General features: G+C 69.4%; 19 protein-coding genes and 1 tRNA gene. 12 read left to right on the forward strand and 8 right to left on the reverse strand.

Going from position 1 to position 17022, the window contains the following annotated elements; all coding sequences use genetic code 11:
* Position 1: 1 nt before the first annotated feature.
* On the reverse strand, positions 2-433 hold the full coding sequence (locus ACWDX9_RS18960; protein ID WP_449955394.1) for a GNAT family N-acetyltransferase: 432 nt from the start codon (positions 431-433) through the stop codon (positions 2-4).
* Between the two features lie 198 nt (positions 434-631).
* Between ACWDX9_RS18960 and ACWDX9_RS18965 the strand changes: the two genes are divergently transcribed.
* Positions 632-1732 (forward strand): SGNH/GDSL hydrolase family protein, encoded by a 1101-nt coding sequence (locus ACWDX9_RS18965; RefSeq protein WP_449955397.1) that lies wholly within the window; start codon positions 632-634, stop codon positions 1730-1732.
* A gap of 9 nt (positions 1733-1741) precedes the next feature.
* On the opposite strand, the gene ACWDX9_RS18970 is transcribed toward ACWDX9_RS18965, so the two are convergent.
* Together ACWDX9_RS18970 and ACWDX9_RS18975 are read right to left on the reverse strand one after the other, a co-directional pair.
* Positions 1742-2488, reverse strand: a complete 747-nt coding sequence (locus ACWDX9_RS18970; protein ID WP_449955400.1) for a hypothetical protein — start codon at positions 2486-2488, stop codon at positions 1742-1744.
* Positions 2475-2987 (reverse strand): SigE family RNA polymerase sigma factor, encoded by a 513-nt coding sequence (locus ACWDX9_RS18975; protein ID WP_397372275.1) that lies wholly within the window; start codon positions 2985-2987, stop codon positions 2475-2477. The genes ACWDX9_RS18970 and ACWDX9_RS18975 overlap by 14 nt, the downstream gene beginning before the upstream one ends.
* Positions 2988-3117: 130 nt before the next feature.
* Between ACWDX9_RS18975 and ACWDX9_RS18980 the strand changes: the two genes are divergently transcribed.
* On the forward strand, positions 3118-4050 hold the full coding sequence (locus ACWDX9_RS18980; RefSeq protein ID WP_449955403.1) for a hypothetical protein: 933 nt from the start codon (positions 3118-3120) through the stop codon (positions 4048-4050).
* 55 nt (positions 4051-4105) lie between these two features.
* Here ACWDX9_RS18980 and ACWDX9_RS18985 read toward each other — a convergent pair whose 3' ends face one another.
* On the reverse strand, positions 4106-4288 hold the full coding sequence (locus ACWDX9_RS18985) for a hypothetical protein (RefSeq protein ID WP_185078139.1): 183 nt from the start codon (positions 4286-4288) through the stop codon (positions 4106-4108).
* 147 nt (positions 4289-4435) lie between these two features.
* Between ACWDX9_RS18985 and ACWDX9_RS18990 the strand changes: the two genes are divergently transcribed.
* From ACWDX9_RS18990 to ACWDX9_RS19000, 3 genes are read left to right on the forward strand one after another with little or no spacing between them, the layout of a single operon-like run.
* Positions 4436-4987, forward strand: coding sequence for a TlpA family protein disulfide reductase (locus ACWDX9_RS18990; protein WP_449955405.1), 552 nt, complete (start codon positions 4436-4438; stop codon positions 4985-4987).
* Between the two features lie 2 nt (positions 4988-4989).
* Positions 4990-6819 carry an ABC transporter ATP-binding protein gene (locus tag ACWDX9_RS18995; protein WP_449955408.1) on the forward strand — a complete coding sequence of 610 codons (1830 nt, stop codon included), beginning with the start codon at positions 4990-4992 and terminating at the stop codon, positions 6817-6819.
* On the forward strand, positions 6816-7238 hold the full coding sequence (locus tag ACWDX9_RS19000) for a S26 family signal peptidase (protein WP_449955411.1): 423 nt from the start codon (positions 6816-6818) through the stop codon (positions 7236-7238). Before ACWDX9_RS18995 ends, ACWDX9_RS19000 begins: the two co-directional genes overlap by 4 nt.
* Here the strand turns inward: ACWDX9_RS19000 and ACWDX9_RS19005 are convergent.
* Entirely contained in the window at positions 7222-8946 is a 1725-nt protein-coding gene (locus tag ACWDX9_RS19005) for a BTAD domain-containing putative transcriptional regulator (protein WP_449955414.1), read from the reverse strand. The two genes, ACWDX9_RS19000 and ACWDX9_RS19005, sit on opposite strands and share 17 nt — an antisense overlap.
* 178 nt (positions 8947-9124) lie before the next feature.
* Between ACWDX9_RS19005 and ACWDX9_RS19010 the strand changes: the two genes are divergently transcribed.
* From ACWDX9_RS19010 to ACWDX9_RS19035, 6 genes are all read left to right on the forward strand, one after another.
* A complete protein-coding gene (locus ACWDX9_RS19010) occupies positions 9125-9304 on the forward strand; it encodes a hypothetical protein (RefSeq protein WP_350740609.1) in 180 nt (59 codons plus the stop codon).
* A gap of 147 nt (positions 9305-9451) precedes the next feature.
* Positions 9452-10525, forward strand: coding sequence for a pentapeptide repeat-containing protein (locus tag ACWDX9_RS19015; protein WP_449955417.1), 1074 nt, complete (start codon positions 9452-9454; stop codon positions 10523-10525).
* Between the two features lie 364 nt (positions 10526-10889).
* The gene (locus tag ACWDX9_RS19020) at positions 10890-11939 is read left to right on the forward strand and encodes an L-histidine N(alpha)-methyltransferase (RefSeq protein WP_449955421.1); all 1050 of its coding nucleotides are present in this window, start codon (positions 10890-10892) and stop codon (positions 11937-11939) included.
* A gap of 117 nt (positions 11940-12056) precedes the next feature.
* Complete coding sequence (locus tag ACWDX9_RS19025) at positions 12057-12197, forward strand: hypothetical protein (RefSeq protein ID WP_431916418.1); 141 nt, start codon at positions 12057-12059, stop codon at positions 12195-12197.
* 48 nt (positions 12198-12245) lie between these two features.
* Positions 12246-13430: a YcaO-like family protein gene (locus tag ACWDX9_RS19030; RefSeq protein ID WP_449955425.1), complete on the forward strand. Its 1185-nt coding sequence runs from the start codon at positions 12246-12248 to the stop codon at positions 13428-13430.
* The gene (locus ACWDX9_RS19035; protein WP_449955428.1) at positions 13430-14968 is read left to right on the forward strand and encodes a TfuA-like protein; all 1539 of its coding nucleotides are present in this window, start codon (positions 13430-13432) and stop codon (positions 14966-14968) included. Before ACWDX9_RS19030 ends, ACWDX9_RS19035 begins: the two co-directional genes overlap by 1 nt.
* Positions 14969-15215: 247 nt before the next feature.
* On the opposite strand, the gene ACWDX9_RS19040 is transcribed toward ACWDX9_RS19035, so the two are convergent.
* A tRNA-Ala gene (locus ACWDX9_RS19040) sits at positions 15216-15288 on the reverse strand.
* Between the two features lie 75 nt (positions 15289-15363).
* Between ACWDX9_RS19040 and sigJ the strand changes: the two genes are divergently transcribed.
* Positions 15364-16254 carry an RNA polymerase sigma factor SigJ gene (gene sigJ / locus ACWDX9_RS19045; RefSeq protein WP_449955431.1) on the forward strand — a complete coding sequence of 297 codons (891 nt, stop codon included), beginning with the start codon at positions 15364-15366 and terminating at the stop codon, positions 16252-16254.
* A gap of 11 nt (positions 16255-16265) precedes the next feature.
* Here sigJ and ACWDX9_RS19050 read toward each other — a convergent pair whose 3' ends face one another.
* Both ACWDX9_RS19050 and ACWDX9_RS19055 read right to left on the reverse strand, forming a co-directional pair.
* Positions 16266-16796 (reverse strand): Clp protease N-terminal domain-containing protein, encoded by a 531-nt coding sequence (locus ACWDX9_RS19050; protein WP_449955433.1) that lies wholly within the window; start codon positions 16794-16796, stop codon positions 16266-16268.
* A gap of 4 nt (positions 16797-16800) precedes the next feature.
* Positions 16801-17016, reverse strand: coding sequence for an RNA polymerase subunit sigma-70 (locus tag ACWDX9_RS19055; RefSeq protein WP_449955436.1), 216 nt, complete (start codon positions 17014-17016; stop codon positions 16801-16803).
* Positions 17017-17022 lie beyond the last annotated feature (6 nt).

The following is a 17022-nucleotide window of genomic DNA, read 5'->3' on the forward strand; positions in this document are numbered from 1 at the left end:
CTCAGGAGTTGTCGACCTTCAGCCCGAAGGCCGACAGCCCCTGCTCGTGGTGCTCGATCAGGCCCATCCGCCGGTAGAAGGCATGATTGGCGACCCCTTCCGGGGTGGACTCGTGGTCGGTGGTCAGCATGAAGTAGCGGCAGTGCGCGTACCGCTCCTTCAACCGCTCCAGGAGCAGCCGGCCGATCCCCTGGCCGTGGAACCTCTTGTTGACGAGCAGTTCCTGCACGTAGCAGACCATCTCGTCGTCGGACACCGTCCGGGCCAGGCCGAGCAGCCGCCCGTCCGCGTCCCTGGCGACGAGGACGAGATGCGAGTTCGCCAGGCTCCGGCACACCTTGGCGATGTCGCGGGTCCAGGGCTGCCAGCCGACCGAGTCGTACAGCTCGTGGATCTCGGCCTCGTCGAACGACGTCTCCTGAGCGATGCTCACCACTTATGGGACTCCCCTGTATAAAGTCGACGCTTTCCAGCTTATTCGGGCCGCCGGATTCGGGAGGGTGTGGTTAGTTTCAGGATCCATTCATCGGGCTGACGGTGAAAGCCCAGGTCGGCGCGCAGGGGGCGGAAACAGATCTTGCGGCGTCCGGGCGGGCGCTCGTTACAATCGCCCAGCCGCGAAGGAGAAGCCGTGCGAACTGTGCGTGTGACCGTAGTCCTGGCCGCGTTGACGGGCGCCCTGGTGCTGCCCGGTGTCGCGAGCGCGACCCCCTCGTCCGGCGCCCTCGCCAAGGTGCACACCGCCGGACGCGTCAAGGCCGGCGGGGACTCCCTCCACTACAGCTGGCCCGGCGTCTACTTCGAGGGCCGCTTCCGCGGCACCGGCGTCGGCATCGTCCTCGACGACTCCGACAACGACTACGAGGTCGAGGTCGACGGCTCGACCGTCGCCACCCTGGTGACCCCGGGCCGGACCACGTACTGGGTCAACGGCCTGACGCGGGGCGTGCACCGCGTACGGCTGGTCAAACGCACCGAGAGCCCGTGGGCCACGAGCGCCTTCGGCGGCTTCGTCGCCGCCCCGGGCGGCGCGATCCTCGGCAGGCCCGCCGCGCGCCACCGGCAGATCGAGTTCATCGGCGACTCCTACACCGTCGGTTACGGCAACCGCTCCGACAGCCGCGACTGCACCACCGACAAAGTCGCCCGCACCACCGACGCGAACCTCAGCTTCGGCGCCCTCACCGCGCGCCGTCTGAACGCCGACTACCAGCTCAACGCCTTCTCCGGCCGCGGCATGGTACGCAACTACAACGGCAGCGACCCCGGCACCGACTACCGCACCTACTACGACCGGGCCCTGCTGAACGTCCCCGGCGACGTCTGGCAGAACCCGGGCACCTGGCATCCCCAGCTGGTCGTGGTCGGCCTGGGCATCAACGACTTCTCCACCGCCATCAACCCGGGCGAACAGTGGACGCCGGACACTCTGCTGGCCGCTTACCGCACCGCATACCAGGGCTTCCTCGACAAGCTCCGGGCCCGGTACGGCCCCCGCACGACCATCGTGGTCAGCGCCACCTACATGTCCAACACCACCGTGTTCGCCGAGACCGCGCGGCAGATCGTCCAGGAGCGCAACAGCGGGGGCGACGACCGGATCCGTTACTGGTACTACAGCGAATCCGGCCTCGACTACCTCGGCTGCCACTGGCACCCGTCCGTCCACGACCACCGGATCATCGCCGACCGGCTCGGCGAGTTCATCGCCACCCTCCCGCTGCGCTGGTAGTTCAAGCCCCTAGTCGTCGGCGGTGAGCCCTTCGGCGATCTTGATCAGCTCGCGGTCGACGGCCTTGGCGTCGGGGAATTTCTTCACGTACACCGGGCTGAACATGATCTCGGCCCTCCGCTGCTCGCCCATGTTCAGGAAGAGCGTGGGGGTGCCCTTCATGCCGTCCTCGCCGACCCCTTCGACGATCAGGTACCCGGTCCGGTCGCCGACGGTCACCTCCTCGCCCTCCCCCTCGTCGCGGTGCACCTGCACGCGGTCGTCGATCTCCTGGATGGTCTCGCCCTCGTACACGTAGATCTGGACGCAGTAGAAGCCGGTCTTGTCGCCGTCGTAGTTCCACGAGGTCGTGTAGCTCTCGCCGAAGTCCAGCGACCAGTTGGACCACCGCAGGCCGTCGGGCAGGTAACCCACCCTGACGTGCTTGAACGCCCTTCCGTCGCCCAGGTCCCCGAGGTTCGGGGGCTCGGACCGCACCGGCGGGGTGTCGTCGATGGCGGGCGGACCCAGCGTCTCGGAGGCGGATGGGTCCGGCGTCTCGGAGACGACGGACGTCTGCACGGCGCCCGGGGCCGCCGTCAGGTAGAGGGGCACCGCCGCGGCCACGGCCAGCGACGTGGCCACCGTCGCGATCCGGCCGCGGTTCCGCTTCCGCCGCGAGGACCGGACGACCCGCTCCACGAGGTCGGGCGCGGCGTGCAGCCGTGCGGTCTCCTCCGCCATGATCTGGCGGAGCTGGTCCTCAAGCATGGGCATTCCCGATCACTCCTTCCACGGCTTCCTCGCCGAGTGCCGTCCGCAGCTTGGCCATCGCCTTCGACGCCTGACTCTTCACCGTGCCGAGCGTGCACCCGAGCACCTCCGCGGTCTGCGTCTCGCTGAGGTCCTCCCAGTACCGCAGGACGACCACCGCGCGCTGCCGGGGAGGCAGGCCGCGCAGCGCGTCCATGAGCACGTGACGCAGGTCGACGTCGGTCGAGCGGGCCGCTCTCTCCGGCGGCACGCGCATCGGGATGATGTTCAGGATCGCCCGGCGCCGGGCCCGGCTGATGGCGGTGTTGATGATGACGCGGCGCACATAAGGCTCGACGGTGTCGCGCCGCACGCGGTCCCAGTTCTTGTACGTGCGCTCCAGCGCCGTCTGCAGCAGGTCCTCCGCCTCCGCCTCGTCTCCGCAGGCGAGGTAGGCGACCCGCAACAGGGTCGTGGCCCTTGCGGCCACGAACGCGCCGAAGTCATGCTCCGCGCCGCTCACGGCTGTCTGTCCAGTTTCACGCCTCCTAATACGCCTCGGCCGCTCCGAACAGTTGCCAGGCGCCGCGGGCAACCTTGCCCGGCGCCCAGGCGTATTGGGGGACATCGAATCGGAATTCTGGAGGAAGCACATGAAGCGTGCGACCGCACCGGCCCGGCCGCTGATCGCCCTCGGGGCCGGCCTGGCCGCCGTGGGCACCGCCGCACTGCTGGGTCTGCCGAGCCTCACCAAGGCACCGGAGGCACGGCTCACGGCCGCCGCGTCGGCTCCGCCGGAGGGTGCGTACTGGCATACGAGAGTGCTGTCGCAGCGCCCCGAGCCCCGTCAGGTCGGCAGCGGCGCGAACCGCTACTCGGTGGTCCAGCAGTCGCTCACCGAGGAATGGACGGCGCCCGACGGCAGACGCTGGGTCGGATCGCGGGAGCTGGGGGCGTACCCGCGGAGCGCGGCGGACCGCGCGGCGTGGCGCCGCGACGGCTCCCCCACCAAGTGGACCCGCACCGCCAACGGCCAGACCGTGTCGCTGTCCTCCACGCCCGCCAAGGGCCACGTCACCCCCGTACGACGTGAGAACACGTTCTTCGTGGCCGGGCAGCGGCTGACGTACGACGAGGTCCAGCGGCTGCCCGCGAACCCGGACGCGTTGAAGTCCTGGCTCGCGCAGGCCGCGCGGGTCTCACAGGTGCCGGACAACGGCGTGGACAGGTACGTCACCTCGGAGCTGCCCAGACTGCTCCACCAGCTCCCGGCGCCGAAGGAGGTCCGCGCCGCGGCCTACCAGGCCCTGCTGACGATGCCCGGCGTCAGCTCGCGCGGAAAGTCCGTGGACGGCGCCGGCAGAACCGGCGCGGTCGTCTCGATCGGCCATGAGCCGACCGGCCGGAAAGAGGAGACGATCAAGGTCACGACCGACCTGGTGGTCGACACCGGCACGATGCTCCTGCTGTCCGAGAGCCAGACGGCCCTGAAGGGCGGCAAGGTGTTCCCGAACAAGACCATGACCCAGACCGTGCTCCAGGCCGGCTGGACCAACGCCGAGCCGGCCGTGCCCGCCCTGCCGTAGAGCGGGACAGAACAGGCGCGAAGGCCCGTCCGGACGGGCCTTCGCGCCTACGCGGTCATCGGCAGCGCGGGTCCAGGCACTGGGCGCACGCGATCACGCCGCTCCCGCTCCGGAACTTGCAGATCTGGAAGTCGCAACACCCGATCCACTCCGGGGGCGGAGCGTACGCCGCCGCCTCGGCCCTCGGTACCACCAGGCCGAGCATGAAATCGCTGACCTTGCCGAACAATCTGTTCATTCCCGCCTCCAAGCGGAACACCGACGGTTCTCGGAGTCGACCGTAGAGAGGCCACCGATCGGGCCGATACACGAGTGCGTATGCGGGGTCTATCGCCGCGGTTCCTAGGGTTCCGATGCCCGGCCACGGCGAAAGGGAGAGGTCCCCATGTCAGGTCTCGTCGCGATCCTTGCGTTCGTCAGCGTGCTGACGGTGCTCAATCTGCTGCTCACGTTCGGTGTGATCCGGCGGCTCCGCGAGCACACGGAGCTGCTCGCCGGCCGGGCCACCCCGATCACGGGCGAGGCTCCCTCTCTGCCGGTGGGCAGCCAGGTCGGGGACTTCGCCGCCACCACGACCGACGGCGAGCCGGTCGCGCGGGCGCTGCTCGCAGGCGACACCCTCGTCGCCTTCCTGACCCCCGGCTGCGAACCGTGCGAGGAAAGCCTGCCCCACCTCGTCGAAGCCGCGAAGAAGTGGCCGGGCGGCAGGCAGAACACCCTGGTGGTCGTCATCGGCAAACGCGACCGCGCCGCCGCGTACGTCGAGCGGCTGACCCCCGTGGCGAGGGCCGTGGTCGAGGCGCCCGACGGGCCGATCGCCACGGGGTTCGGCGTGACGGCGTACCCGCTCTTCGGGGTGGTGGACTCCTCGGGGCAGGTGCTCCGATCCGAGTCGGCCCCCGCCGCGCTGCTGCCGCACGACGTCGCAACGGCCTGACGGTGCGGCTGCCTCGTCTGGGTGGCGTCGGCCATGCCCTCGGCCTGGCCTGGCGGGCCGGGCCGGCGACCTTGCTGGTGTACGTGGGCCTCACCGTCGTGAGCGGCGCCGTTCCCGTCGCCGTCTCGTGGCTGACCAAGCTGATCCTGGACCAGATCGCCACCGGCCACGCCGACGCGACGACGCTCACCGGTCTCGGCGCCGGATTGGCGGCAGCGGGAGCCGTCGTCACCGTCCTGCCGCGCGCCGCCCAATATGTCACCGAGGAGCTGGGCCGCTCCGTGGCGCTGCTGGCAGATGATCGCCTGTACGCGGTGGTCAACTCCTTCGCCGGGCTCGGGCGCTTCGAGGATCCCGCCTTCCTGGACCGGCTGCGCATGGCCAAACAGTCCGGCGGGGTCGCCCCGGGGCGGGTCGTCGCCGCGGTGCTCTCCCTCGTCCAGGCGGCGATCAGCGTCGCCGGCTTTCTGGGCTCGCTCATCGTCATCAGTCCCCTGATGGTCGTGGCGGTGCTCATGGGAGCGATTCCGATGACGATCGCCGAATTCCTGCTGTCCCGGCGGCGGGCCCGGATGTTCTGGCACATCGGGCCGCTGCAGAGGCGGGAGATCTTCTTCGGGGACCTGCTGGGAAGCGTGGACGCCGCCAAGGAGGTGCGGCTGTTCGGCATCGGCGGTCACCTGCGCGGCCTGATGCGCGCCGACAGGCTTTCCGCGAACGCGGCCGAGCGGCGCACCGGCAGCCGCGAAATGCTCACGCAGGGCGGCCTCGGCCTGGTCAGCGCGACGGTGTCCGGCGCGGGCCTCGTCTGGGCCGTCCGGGCCGCCGGCTCGGGGCAGCTGTCCGTGGGCGACGTCACGATGTTCGCGGCCGCGGTGGCGGGCGTGGGGCTCGCGCTCGGACGCCTGGTCACCGAGGTCGCGGGGGCTCATTTCCAGCTCCTGATGTTCGACCATTACCGGGCCGTCGTGAACGCCGGGCCCGACCTCCCCGCGCCGTCGCGCCGGCGTCCGCTGGCGGGGCTGCGGCAGGGGATCGAGCTCCGCGACGTCTGGTTCCGGTACTCGCCGGAGCATCCCTGGGCGCTGCGGGGCGTCAACCTGTTCATTCCGTACGGCTCCGTACTCGGTCTGGTCGGCGTGAACGGCGCGGGCAAGAGCACGATCGTCAAGCTGTTGTGCCGGTTCTACGACCCCGACCGGGGCGTCATCCTCTGGGACGGCGTGGACATCCGCGAGGTGCCGCCGGAGACGTTGCGGAGCAGGATCAGCGCGGTGTTCCAGGACTTCATGGCCTATGACCTGACGGCCGCGGAGAATGTCGGCCTGGGTGACGTCCGCGCGCTCCAAGACCGGCCCCGCATCGAGGCCGCCGCACGCGAGGCGGGCGCCCATTCCCTCCTCGCCGGTCTGCCCGACGGCTACGAGACCCTGCTCTCGCGGCTGTTCTTCAGCGAGGCCGACAAGACCGACGCGAGCACGGGGGTCTATTTGTCCGGCGGGCAGTGGCAGCGCGTCGCGCTCGCCCGTGCGATGCTCCGCGACCACTGCGACCTGATGATCCTCGACGAACCCAGCTCGGGGCTCGACGCCGACGCCGAACACGAGATCCACCAGCGGCTGCGGCGATATCGCGCGGGCCGTACGAGCGTGCTCGTGTCCCACCGGCTCGGTGCCATGACGGACGCGAGCGCCATAGCCGTGCTGGAGGACGGGCAGGTGACCGAGTACGGAACCCATGAGGAGCTCCTCACGCTGGGCGGCACCTACGCGCGGCTGTTCACCAGGCAGGCGCGGGGATACCGGCCCGACGAGCAGAGCGTGCCGTCGTGAACGGCTGGATTCTCGCCGTCGTCGGCGGCGCCGTGGCGCTCGGCCTCGCGTACGTCAGGCGCCGGTTCGTCGCCGTGACCATCACCGGCACGAGCATGGCGCCCACCTACAGCGGCGGTGAACGCGTGCTGGTGGTACGCGGCGGGGTCGACCGCCTGCGCCGGGGCGACATCGTCGTGGTGCGGTGGGCCCCGACGGGTTCGATCCCGCTGTTGCTGATCAAACGGGTGGCGGGGGTCGCCGGTGACCCCATCCCCGCCGATGTGGCGACCGCCGTCAGCCGGCCCGCGGGCACGCCCATCCCCGCCGGGAAGTTCATCGTGCTGGGCGACAACTCCGACTGGAGCCTGGATTCCCGGACGGTGGGCTTCTTCGACGGCGAGAGCCTGCTCGGGACGACGGTCATACGCCGGGCATGAGCCTCAGGGCGCCCCGGGACACCGTGGCGATGTCCCGGGCCAGGAGCCGGGGCAACTCCGTCAGCCGGTAGCGGTCACGCGCGTGGAAGTCGAGCAGCTCCATCTCGACCAGCCGATCGAGCGCCCGGCTGATGCTCCTGACAGGCGCATGGAGCCTCCGGGCAGCTTCCCCCGTGCTGATCTCCGCGGCGGGAAGCGAGCCGAGCTGCCGGAACACCTCGATGGCCAGCCGATCCATCGGGTGCTCACTTGCCCTGAGGTGCTCGACCTGCGCGTACATGCTGGCCCGCATCGACAGGTCACCGGCCTGGAGCTCGTCGAGCCGGTGCCGGTCGTCGGCCATCCGCTCCAGCAGCTCGCGGACGGACCAGCCGGGATGCGCGACCAGCCGGGCGGCGACGATGCGCAGGGCGAGCGGCAGCCGGCCGCACAGCCGTACCACCTCGGCGGCGGCGCCGGGATCTTCCCGCAGCCTTTCCTGACCGACATGGTGCGCGAGGAACGCCATCGCTTCCTGCCGTCCCAGCCTGTCCAGCCGAAGGTGCAGCGCGCCGTCCAGCGTCGTGAGCATCGGACAGCTCGTGACGAGGAACGTGCAGAGCCGGGCGGCCGTGAGGAACGGGCGGACGTGCGCGACCTCGGGCGCGTTGTCCAGCACCACGAGCATGCGGCCTTCCGCCAGGAGCGACCGGTGTCGCGCGAGGGCGGCATCGGCGTCGCTCACGGGCCGGCGGCGCGGTCGCAGGTCCACGTACAGCTGGCCGTCCGGATAGCGATCCGCGACCAGATGGGCGGCGTGCAGGGCCAACGAGGACTTGCCGGCTCCCGCTGGGCCGTGCACCACCACCACACCGCCGGCGGCGCCGAGCCGCTGGGTGAGAAAGGAGAGTTCCGGCTCGCGCCCGACGATGACCGGCTTCCGCGGTAGCCGGCACGGCGGGGAGACCGAGGCGACCGCGCGGGGCGGGCGCAGGTCCCGGCGCAGGATCGCCTGGTGGAGGCGCCGCAGCTCCTCGCCCGGATCGATGCCCAGGGACCCGGTGATGGCGGTGCGGGCCTGCTCGTACGCGTCGAGCGCCCCGGCGACGTCGTGGTCGGCGTACAGAGCGCGCATCAGCAGCGCCCACGCCCGCTCCCGCAGCGGCAGCTCCGTGACGAGCGAACGGAGAGGCCAGATGGCGGGGGCCGGCCGGCCGAGCAGCAGCAGTGCTTCGCAGCGGTCCTCCTGGACCGCTCGGCGCTGCTCGTCGATCGCGACCTCACGGGCGGCGATGACCGGCCCGTGGGGGACGTCCTCCAGCAGCCGCCCGCGCCACATGGCGAGCGCCGTTTCGCATTGCCGCAGGGCTTCCTCGGCGCGTCCCTTTTCGAGCGCCGCGCGACCGGACGCCGCCTTTTCCTCGAACGCCTTCAGGTCGAGTTCGGCCGCCTCGACCCGCAGTTGATAGCCGAGCGGGCGGACGACCAGGCGATCTCGCTCCCCCGGCGGAAACGCGGCTCGAAGCCGCGCCGCATAAGTGCGGAGATTGGCGGTGGCGGATTTGGGGGGAGCCGATCCCCACAATTCCTCGGTGATCTCGTGAAGCGGGGCAAGCGAGTTGGCCCGCACCAGCAGAAGGGACGTGAGTGTGCGTTGTTTGGGGGCTCCCGGCCTGAGCAACCGCCCATTCGCCCGTATCGCCAGCCCGCCCAGCACCGTGAATTCCATTGAACCAGGGGTCATCACCTCGAATCCTCGGAAACGAAAAGGCCCGCAACAAGGTCAGCCACCGGACATTGAGCGGACATTTCCCGCGGGGCACGCATACACATTCGTGTATCAGCCCTATCGGCAGCACCCCTACGGTCGAATCCGAACACATCCGCGTCGTACCTGGAGGTACACCATGAACAGATTGTTCGGCAAGGTCAGTGACGCGATGCTGGGACTGCTGGTCCCCAGGAAGGAGGCCCACGCCCTGCCCGCGACGTGGATCGGGTGCTGCGACTCCTGCATGTGCATCTACCGGTACGACGACGGCCACACGAGTTGCCTTCGCTGCTCCTGCCAGATGTGCGGCGCCTAGCCACACCCACGGGCCACGAATAGGTCGCACAGCCGGACGCCCGCGGATCGGCCAGGCAGGCGACCTGCCGCCGCGGGCGTCCGGCCACGCGTGCGGCGGACCATCCCCACGCAGGCCCTTGTCGGCTTTACTTGCTTCATGCAGCGCATGCGCACGCTCGCGGACTGGTTGATCGAAGGTCTTGAGCGGACCTTCTCCGACAGCCGACATCCGTCGATCAAGGGGGTGTCCCGCGCGGAGTTCGAGGCGCTGCCCGTGAAGGAGCGCATCGAGATCAGGGCGCTCGCCACGCAGCACAGAATGCAGTTACTCTCCACGTCGGGGGTGCTGTTGGGGCTGCTGTTCACGGCGGCGGGGCTGTTCTACACCGCCCGCTCGCTCGACACCACGCAGGAAGGCCAGATCACCGAGCGTTACACGCGGGCCATCGAGCAGATCGGCTCGGACACGCTGGAGGGGAGAGTCGGGGCGATCTACGCCCTGGAGAGGATCTCTCGCGACTCGCCGCGCGATCAGCGGACCGTCGTGGACGTGCTCGCCACGTACGTACGCGAGCGCTCCCCGAAGAAGGTCAAGGAGAAGGAGCCGCGCATCCCGGCGGACATCCAGGCGGCGCTCGCGGTGATCGCCAGGAACAAGCCCGCCGGCACGTCGCCGCCGACAGGGCCGCCGTGGGCCGCGCAGCACTGGGTGAACCTGTCGGGCATCCGCGCCACGGCCCTGACGCTGGTCAACGCCGACCTGTCCGGCGCGGACCTCACCGACACCGACTTCGGCCACCGCGAATACATAGAGAAGGCGGACGGCTCCATCAGATGGGTTCGCAGTTTCCTCGATCACGCGAACCTCGCCTACGCGGACATCGGCTCCTCGACCTGGATCCGGGTGTCGCTGTCCGGGGCGAACCTCACCGGGGCGAGCTTCGCCGGGTCCGACCTGACGAACATCGACCTCAGCGGGGCACGGCTTCCCGGCGCGAGCCTCATCGACGCGAAGGTCCGGTACGCGGACCTGGACGGTGCCGACCTCACGGGCGTCGACCTGGGCGGCGTCGACTTCACGGGCACCCACTTCCGTGGGGCCGACCTCACCGGCGCGAAATGGCCCAGCGGCCAGGGGAAGATCGACCTGCGCGGGGCCGACCTCAGCGGAGCCAAGGGCGTCCCGTCAGAAGACGTCCTGAAGAAGATCGCGCTGATGGACGACAAGACCCGGCTCTGACCGGGCATCCGGCGTGCGTCCCCAGACGCGGAGCCGCCCCCGACCTTGAGCCGTTTCGGCAGGTCGGAGGCGGTCTGATGAGAGTGGGCTGTTCACGAGTACATCTGACCTCTCGGCGCGACCGAGCCCCTCCTGTTTCAAGGCATCGTGCAGCTCGGAGATCAGGAGACGGGCACGCTCCGCCGGACGCCGGCGCTGGTGCCATGGCCTGCACCGCGAAATGATCGAACCTCCGCTCAGCACGACGATTCGGCGGATAAAGAACAGCTGATTCGGCGTTCCTGATCCGCAGGATCCGTCACCGTCAGCGTTGACGGCGGTGACCCGTCTGGAGCCGGGGCTGTGGAGGAGTAGACGGACGTATGTGGCCGGCGATGTACTGTCCGACGTGATGGGTGTACAGCAGCATGCGGTGTCGCCGCACGAGAACTTCTATCGCGCCTACTCGACGACACAGGTGGGTGCCATCGTCGATTCGCTCAACGACCGTGCCGAGTTTCCGTACGAACTGACCTACCTCGGCGACGGGAGCGAGATGTGGCGCGAAAGCGAAGTGCCGTCCAACCCCGAACTCGCACCGATGCTGAGCGACTTCGACACGCTCCTGACTTGCCACGCCGAGCAGCTCCTCGCCCTTGCGCCGTCATCATCGCCGGTGCAGATCGTCGATCTGGGGCCGGGAACGACGCGTCCCGTGCGCGGACTGATCCGCCACCTGCTGGACAGGTCCCGCCTGACCGGCTATCGCGCGATCGACATCAGCGCAGAGATCCTTGAGCTGGCCAGGGAGAACCTCCGAGCTGGCTTCCCCGCTCATGTGGAGCGCTTCGAGCTGTGCCGCGGCGACTTCACCGGCCCCGATCTCGCCCGCGTCCTCACCGCCAAGCCCATGCTCGGCCACGATGGTGCCGATCCGGTCCGCTTCGTCGTCCTGGCCGGCGGGACGCCGTACAACTTCGCCGAGCCGGCCCAGGTCCTGCGCCACGTATGTCATGCCATGAGCGACCACGACGTGCTGTTGCTGACGCTGCGCATCGACACCGGCGTCGACAGGCCCCCGTTCATGGATCAGGTCAGCGTCGGCGGCCCGTACAAGCCCCAGCAGTTGGTGGGACTGGACCTGCTCGCCATCGACCGCTCCTGGTACGTCACGGAAACAGGGTTCGACCGCGTTCGCAGCGAAGTCTTCGTCCGGGCACGGTTCATCGAGCCGGTCACCGTGACCTTCGACGTCGGAGATGACCAGAGGAGAGTGTCGTTCGAGCCGGGCGACACAGTGCTCGTCTGGCGCTACCTCTACCACGACAGCGCGGCGGTGGCCGACCAGCTCACCCGCTGTGGGCTCCAGGTGCGCCTCTTCGAACACGGTCAGGACAGGCAGGTGGTCCTCGTCGCCGCGACGCCGGCGCAGTGAACGTCGAAGCCCGCGCCCGGATTCCGACGGGAAAGATCTTCTCAGGAAGATCAGGCTTGGCTACGCTCAGCGTGGGATCGCCGGTGCGCTACCGGCCGACGACAGAAAGGTTGGCGGATGAATCTCAACATGCCCACCGCAACCCAACTCCGTGGCGAGCTGACCAACTTGCTCCAGATGACGAGCAAGGACACCGTCTGGAGCGTCAAGCTGAAGGACAACGACGACCTCGAGCCCGCCGACGTCCACGGCGCGTGACGGTTCAGATTGAGCCGTCTCACCACTGTTGACCACACCGACAGCGGCATGGCGGACAACCTGTCGGGCGGGGACGGAGTGCTCGCACACCCCGTTCCCGCCCTCGACGAGATCCGCAAAGCCTGCGTGTCCGGCACCCACCGCGTCCTGACCCCCACAGACACGCTGCGCCGGATCCAGCCACTCTTCCCGATCGTCGGTATCACCCGGGTCGCCGACGTCACTTGGCTCGACGAGATCGGCATACCGGTCCACCAGGCCGTCCGCCCGAATTCCCGGACGGTGTCGGTGAGCCAGGGCAAAGGCCTCACTCACGACCTCGCCCAGGTCTCGGCTGCCATGGAATCGATCGAATCTTGGCACGCCGAGCGCCTAGATCCCGGCGAGACGACCGCGACCGTTGCCGACATGGAACGCGCGTGCGGCTACCGCGTCCACGAACTGCCCCTGGAACCCCGCCACCACCTCCGGCCGGGCCTGGAGCTTGAATGGACCAGGGCAAGCCGCCTGGACGATGGAACGGACACCTTCCTGCCGACCGACCTGCTGCGCCTTGACGGCCGTGTGCGCGACACCTGGGCACCACCCCTGTTCGCCCAGAACAGCAATGGACTCGCCAGCGGTAACACCTTCGCCGAAGCGGCACTCCACGGCATCTACGAGGTCATCGAACGCGACTGTCTGACCCGCGCCAAGAGGAACCCATCACCGGCCCTGGACCTGGCCACCGTGGACGGTCCAGCCCAGGAGCTGCTGGGCCTCATGGACGCGGCCGCGGTCGAGGTCCGGGTCGAAGTACTCCCGTCGCCCACCGGGCTCGCCTGCTTCCTGGCCACCATCTGGAGCGAAGAGTTCCCGGTGCTCTTCGCCGGCGCGGGTGCCCACCTTGACCGTGACGTCGCCTTGTGCCGCGCCCTGACCGAAGCCGCGCAGTCGCGCGCCACCCAGATCGCCGGAGCCCGGGACGACCTCACCACGGGGGCCTACCGGCGCGCCGTCTCGAGCGGGTCCGCGCGTCCCGCACCGCTCTCGAAAGCCGACCGGCTCAGCTACGACGAGATCGCCTCCGTCCGCAACGAAACCCTCGCGGACGACCTGCGCACCACGGTCACCCGCGTCCTCGCCCTGACCGGGCGATCTCCGCTGGTCGCGGACCATACCAGGCCCGACCTCGGCATCCCCGTCGTACGAGTGGTCTGCCCCGGGCTTCTCTGCGAACCGGCGTTCATGTGATGACCCGGTACCTCTTCGTCGGCCCCAGCCTGCCGGAGGCCGCCGACCTGCTCGCGGCGGACGACATCACCGTCCTCCCACCGGTAGCGGCAGGAGACCTGCTGAAACTCGCGCCCCAGCAGGGAGACGTCGTCGGCATCATCGACGGCTACTTCCGCCAGACCCGCGCCGTCCGGCACAAAGAGATCCTCTCCCTCATCCAGACCGGCGTGACAGTCCTCGGCGCTGCCAGCATGGGCGCTCTGCGCGCAGCCGAACTCGACACCTTCGGCATGCACGGCGTGGGACGCATCTACCGCGACTACCTGGAAGGCCGGCTGACGGCCGACGACGAGGTGGCCCTCCTGCACGGTCCAGCGGAGGAACGCTACCGGCCGCTCTCCGAAGCCCTCGTCAACATACGCGCGACCCTGAGCCTGTGCACACAGGAAGGGATCCTCGACGAGCCCACCGCCGCTCACCTCGTCGCCGTGCTGGCCCGGCGGCCGTACCGCCTGCGCTCCTACCCGGAACTCATCCAGCTCGCCCGCGAGGCGGCCGTACCAGCCGCAAAGGTCGAAGCGCTACGGCATCTGTGCGCGACCCGGGCCGTCAACCTCAAACGCGACGACGCACTGCAACTGGTCCACAGATTACGCATGCCCCACGAAAGCCGCGCGAACGGCACCACGCACCCCTCGCCCAACTTCACCATGGCACCCACCATCTACGTGCACCGCTGGCAGCTGGGAGCACGCAGCGTCGACACCGAGGACGGCCGGACCGCCGAGATGAGCGTCCTGCGGATGTGTCAGCTCTTCGCCCGGGACTACCCAGACTTCTACCGGGACCTGGTCTTCAACCATCTGGTCCAGGAATGTGCCTCCAACTGCCGGACCCAGCACACGGAGGCGACCCTCGACAGAGCGCTGGAGCACGCACGGCATCGCAACGTCATCCCGGATCCCCGATCTGACAACCTCGAAGAGCTGAGCTTCCTCGACCTGTGGCTGACCCCGTCAGAGCGAACCTCACGCCCGCTGAAGGACCAGCTCGGCACCTTCCTGGTGCGCAGCTTCCAGCTGACGCCTGGGGCTCCCGCGGACGGCCTGGCGCTGGACGCGCTGCGCCGGCGGCCAATTGTCTCGACAGCGGCGAAGCTCGTCAACGCCGCGAAGTCGGTGAACGAGCACGCACAGCAGACTCAGTCCATCTTCGACATCCATACCTTGTCGGCGGACCGCATTCTGACCCATATCAGCGAACGATGGGGCGCCGAACCCGGAGCCCTGGAACTACACGCACTGGACCGGGGGATAGGCTCCCGGGACGTCCTGGTCGCTGCGGCCCGACCGTACTACCTCCTGGCAAGGTACAACCCGGACCTCATGGACCTGCACATCGACCACTCGAACGTGAGCCCTTCACCGCCTGCGGAGACTCACACCCACCAGCCCCAAGACGAGCCCGTCACAGTCGCCGACACGCCGCAGACTCCAGCCCGGCCCTTCGACGGCACACCACCCGCAGGCCAGAGCAGGCCACCACCCGCCCCATAAGCCGCACAACCCGCCACCCTGTCGCAGCGCCCCGCTCACCGTCGGCCTCGCCATGCCCAATGGCCGGATCTCGCTCCCCCACCAGCAGCCTGACACCACCCGGGCCTTGCCAGACGCCGACTCCGCAGTCCCCGAAGCAGGACGAACCCAATTCGGAAACCCCTGAAACGACAAGATCCCGCCTGATCGCGATGATCAGACGGGATCCCGTCAACCTCAGTCCAGCCGTTTCAAGAACGGCCCAGAGTGGAGCTATGGGGATTCGAACCCCAGACCTCCTCCATGCCATGGAGGCGCGCTACCAACTGCGCCATAGCCCCTTGCGATCACCAAGTGTATCGGAGATCGGGAGCCCCTGTGTCACACCGAGAGCCCTGTGATACGTCTATGGTTTCATGCCGACCTTTGAAGACCACCGAAGCCTGCTGACCGGGGTCGCGTACCGGATCCTGGGCAGTGCCGCCGACACCGAGGACGTCGTGCAGGAGGCGTGGTTGCGCTGGTCGGGGGTGGACGAGACGACCGTTGACGAGCCCAAGGCGTACCTGGTGAGGGTGACCTCGCGGCTGGCCATCGATCGGCTGCGGTGGGCGAAGTCGCGGCGGGAGTCGTACGTGGGGCCGTGGCTGCCCGAGCCGATCAGCACGGCGCCCGACGTCGCCGAGCACGCCGAGCTGGCCGAGTCTGTCGAGCTGGCGCTGCTCCTGGTGCTGGAGACGCTGTCGCCGCTCGAACGGGCCGTGTTCGTGCTGCGGGAGGCGTTCGACCTGCCGTTCTCCGAGATCGCGGAGATCATCGGGCGGGCCGAGCCGGCGACCAGGCAGCTCGCGCGGCGGGCGCGGGACCACGTGCGGGAGAGGCGGCCCCGGTTCGACGTGGACAGGCAGGAGCGGCGGCGGATCACCGAGCGGTTCATCAGCGCCTCCGCCGAGGGCGACCTCGACGGGCTGATCGAGCTGTTCGCGAGTGAGGTCACGATGGTCAGCGACGGCGGCGGCAAGGCCCGGGCCGCGCTGCGGGTCATCACCGGCGCCGACAACGTCAGCCGCTGGCTGCTGTCGATCAACACCCCCGCCAACATCGCGGCCTTCATGGCCTCGATCGGCATGGCGGGGATCTCCGACCTGTCCATCGGGCTGGCGACCATGAACCACGCCCCCGCGATGGTCATCTCCGCGGGTGGACGGGTGATCACGGTCGCCTCGCTGCTGATCTCGGACGGCAAGATCGACACGATCTACCTCATCGCGAATCCCGAGAAGATCGCGCACCTGGAGCCCGTCTGACGCCGGTGTGATCAGGCCGTGCGCCGGGTGGGGACGCGGGCCTCGCGGATCAGCGCGGCCAGGTCCACCCCGGCGCCCCGGAGGATCGCGGCGGCGCCGTTCGCGTGGTCGGCGAGCAGTCCCCACAGCAGGTCCTCACCCGTGACCGGCCCGGGACGCCACATGGCGACCTCGATCGCCTTCCTGGAGTGCATGGCCAGCGGGATCTCCCCCAGCGGCCCGTACAGGGTCACCCGCAGCGGGCGCACCCGGGACCGCCGCAGGCTCCACAGCCCGGGCGCGTCCAGGCCCGCCCTGGTGCGGCGGTGCACGGCGTCGAGGTCGATCCCCAACGTGGCCAGCAGCGACCGCGCGTCGCCCACGTCCACCCGCGCCCGCACGTCGGCTTCGGAGGCGGTGAACGCCGCCAGCGAGAACGGCCGGACCTCGGCCACCCCCAGCAGCAGCACCTCGGCGTCGAGCGCGGGCCGGCCCGCGTCGAGCGCGAGTATCCCGGCCTTGACCACGGCCCTGCGGGCCCCCTCGGTGAACCTGGCGAACACGCGGCTACCTCCCCGTCCTGCGAGCATGCTTGCGATGAGCCGACTGCCGCCGAACCCCCAGCGCGTCCGCGATCTGCTCCCACGACCAGCCCTGGGCGCGGGCGTTCGACACGTGCGTCGCCTCCAGCTCCTCCAGCAGGGCTCTGAGCGCGGCCACGGCCGCCAGCCCCACTCCGGGATCGTGATCGGCGGCCGCCGCGGCCAGCTCGGTGACTTCCATGGTGTC

The sequence above is a fragment of the Nonomuraea sp. NPDC003201 genome (genome assembly GCF_053590415.1).

Bases quoted from the DNA above. Each gene is read 5' to 3' on its own strand.
- ACWDX9_RS19005 (WP_449955414.1), bottom strand. From the start codon at position 8,946: ATGGAATTCACGGTGCTGGGCGGGCTGGCGATACGGGCGAATGGGCGG.
- sigJ (WP_449955431.1), top strand. From the start codon at position 15,364: ATGCCGACCTTTGAAGACCACCGAAGCCTGCTGACCGGGGTCGCGTAC.
- ACWDX9_RS18985 (WP_185078139.1), bottom strand. From the start codon at position 4,288: ATGAACAGATTGTTCGGCAAGGTCAGCGATTTCATGCTCGGCCTGGTG.
- ACWDX9_RS19030 (WP_449955425.1), top strand. From the start codon at position 12,246: ATGGCGGACAACCTGTCGGGCGGGGACGGAGTGCTCGCACACCCCGTT.
- ACWDX9_RS19055 (WP_449955436.1), bottom strand. From the start codon at position 17,016: ATGGAAGTCACCGAGCTGGCCGCGGCGGCCGCCGATCACGATCCCGGA.
- ACWDX9_RS19025 (WP_431916418.1), top strand. From the start codon at position 12,057: ATGAATCTCAACATGCCCACCGCAACCCAACTCCGTGGCGAGCTGACC.
- ACWDX9_RS18970 (WP_449955400.1), bottom strand. From the start codon at position 2,488: ATGCCCATGCTTGAGGACCAGCTCCGCCAGATCATGGCGGAGGAGACC.
- ACWDX9_RS19010 (WP_350740609.1), top strand. From the start codon at position 9,125: ATGAACAGATTGTTCGGCAAGGTCAGTGACGCGATGCTGGGACTGCTG.
- ACWDX9_RS18990 (WP_449955405.1), top strand. From the start codon at position 4,436: ATGTCAGGTCTCGTCGCGATCCTTGCGTTCGTCAGCGTGCTGACGGTG.
- ACWDX9_RS19035 (WP_449955428.1), top strand. From the start codon at position 13,430: ATGACCCGGTACCTCTTCGTCGGCCCCAGCCTGCCGGAGGCCGCCGAC.
- ACWDX9_RS18980 (WP_449955403.1), top strand. From the start codon at position 3,118: ATGAAGCGTGCGACCGCACCGGCCCGGCCGCTGATCGCCCTCGGGGCC.
- ACWDX9_RS19015 (WP_449955417.1), top strand. From the start codon at position 9,452: ATGCGCACGCTCGCGGACTGGTTGATCGAAGGTCTTGAGCGGACCTTC.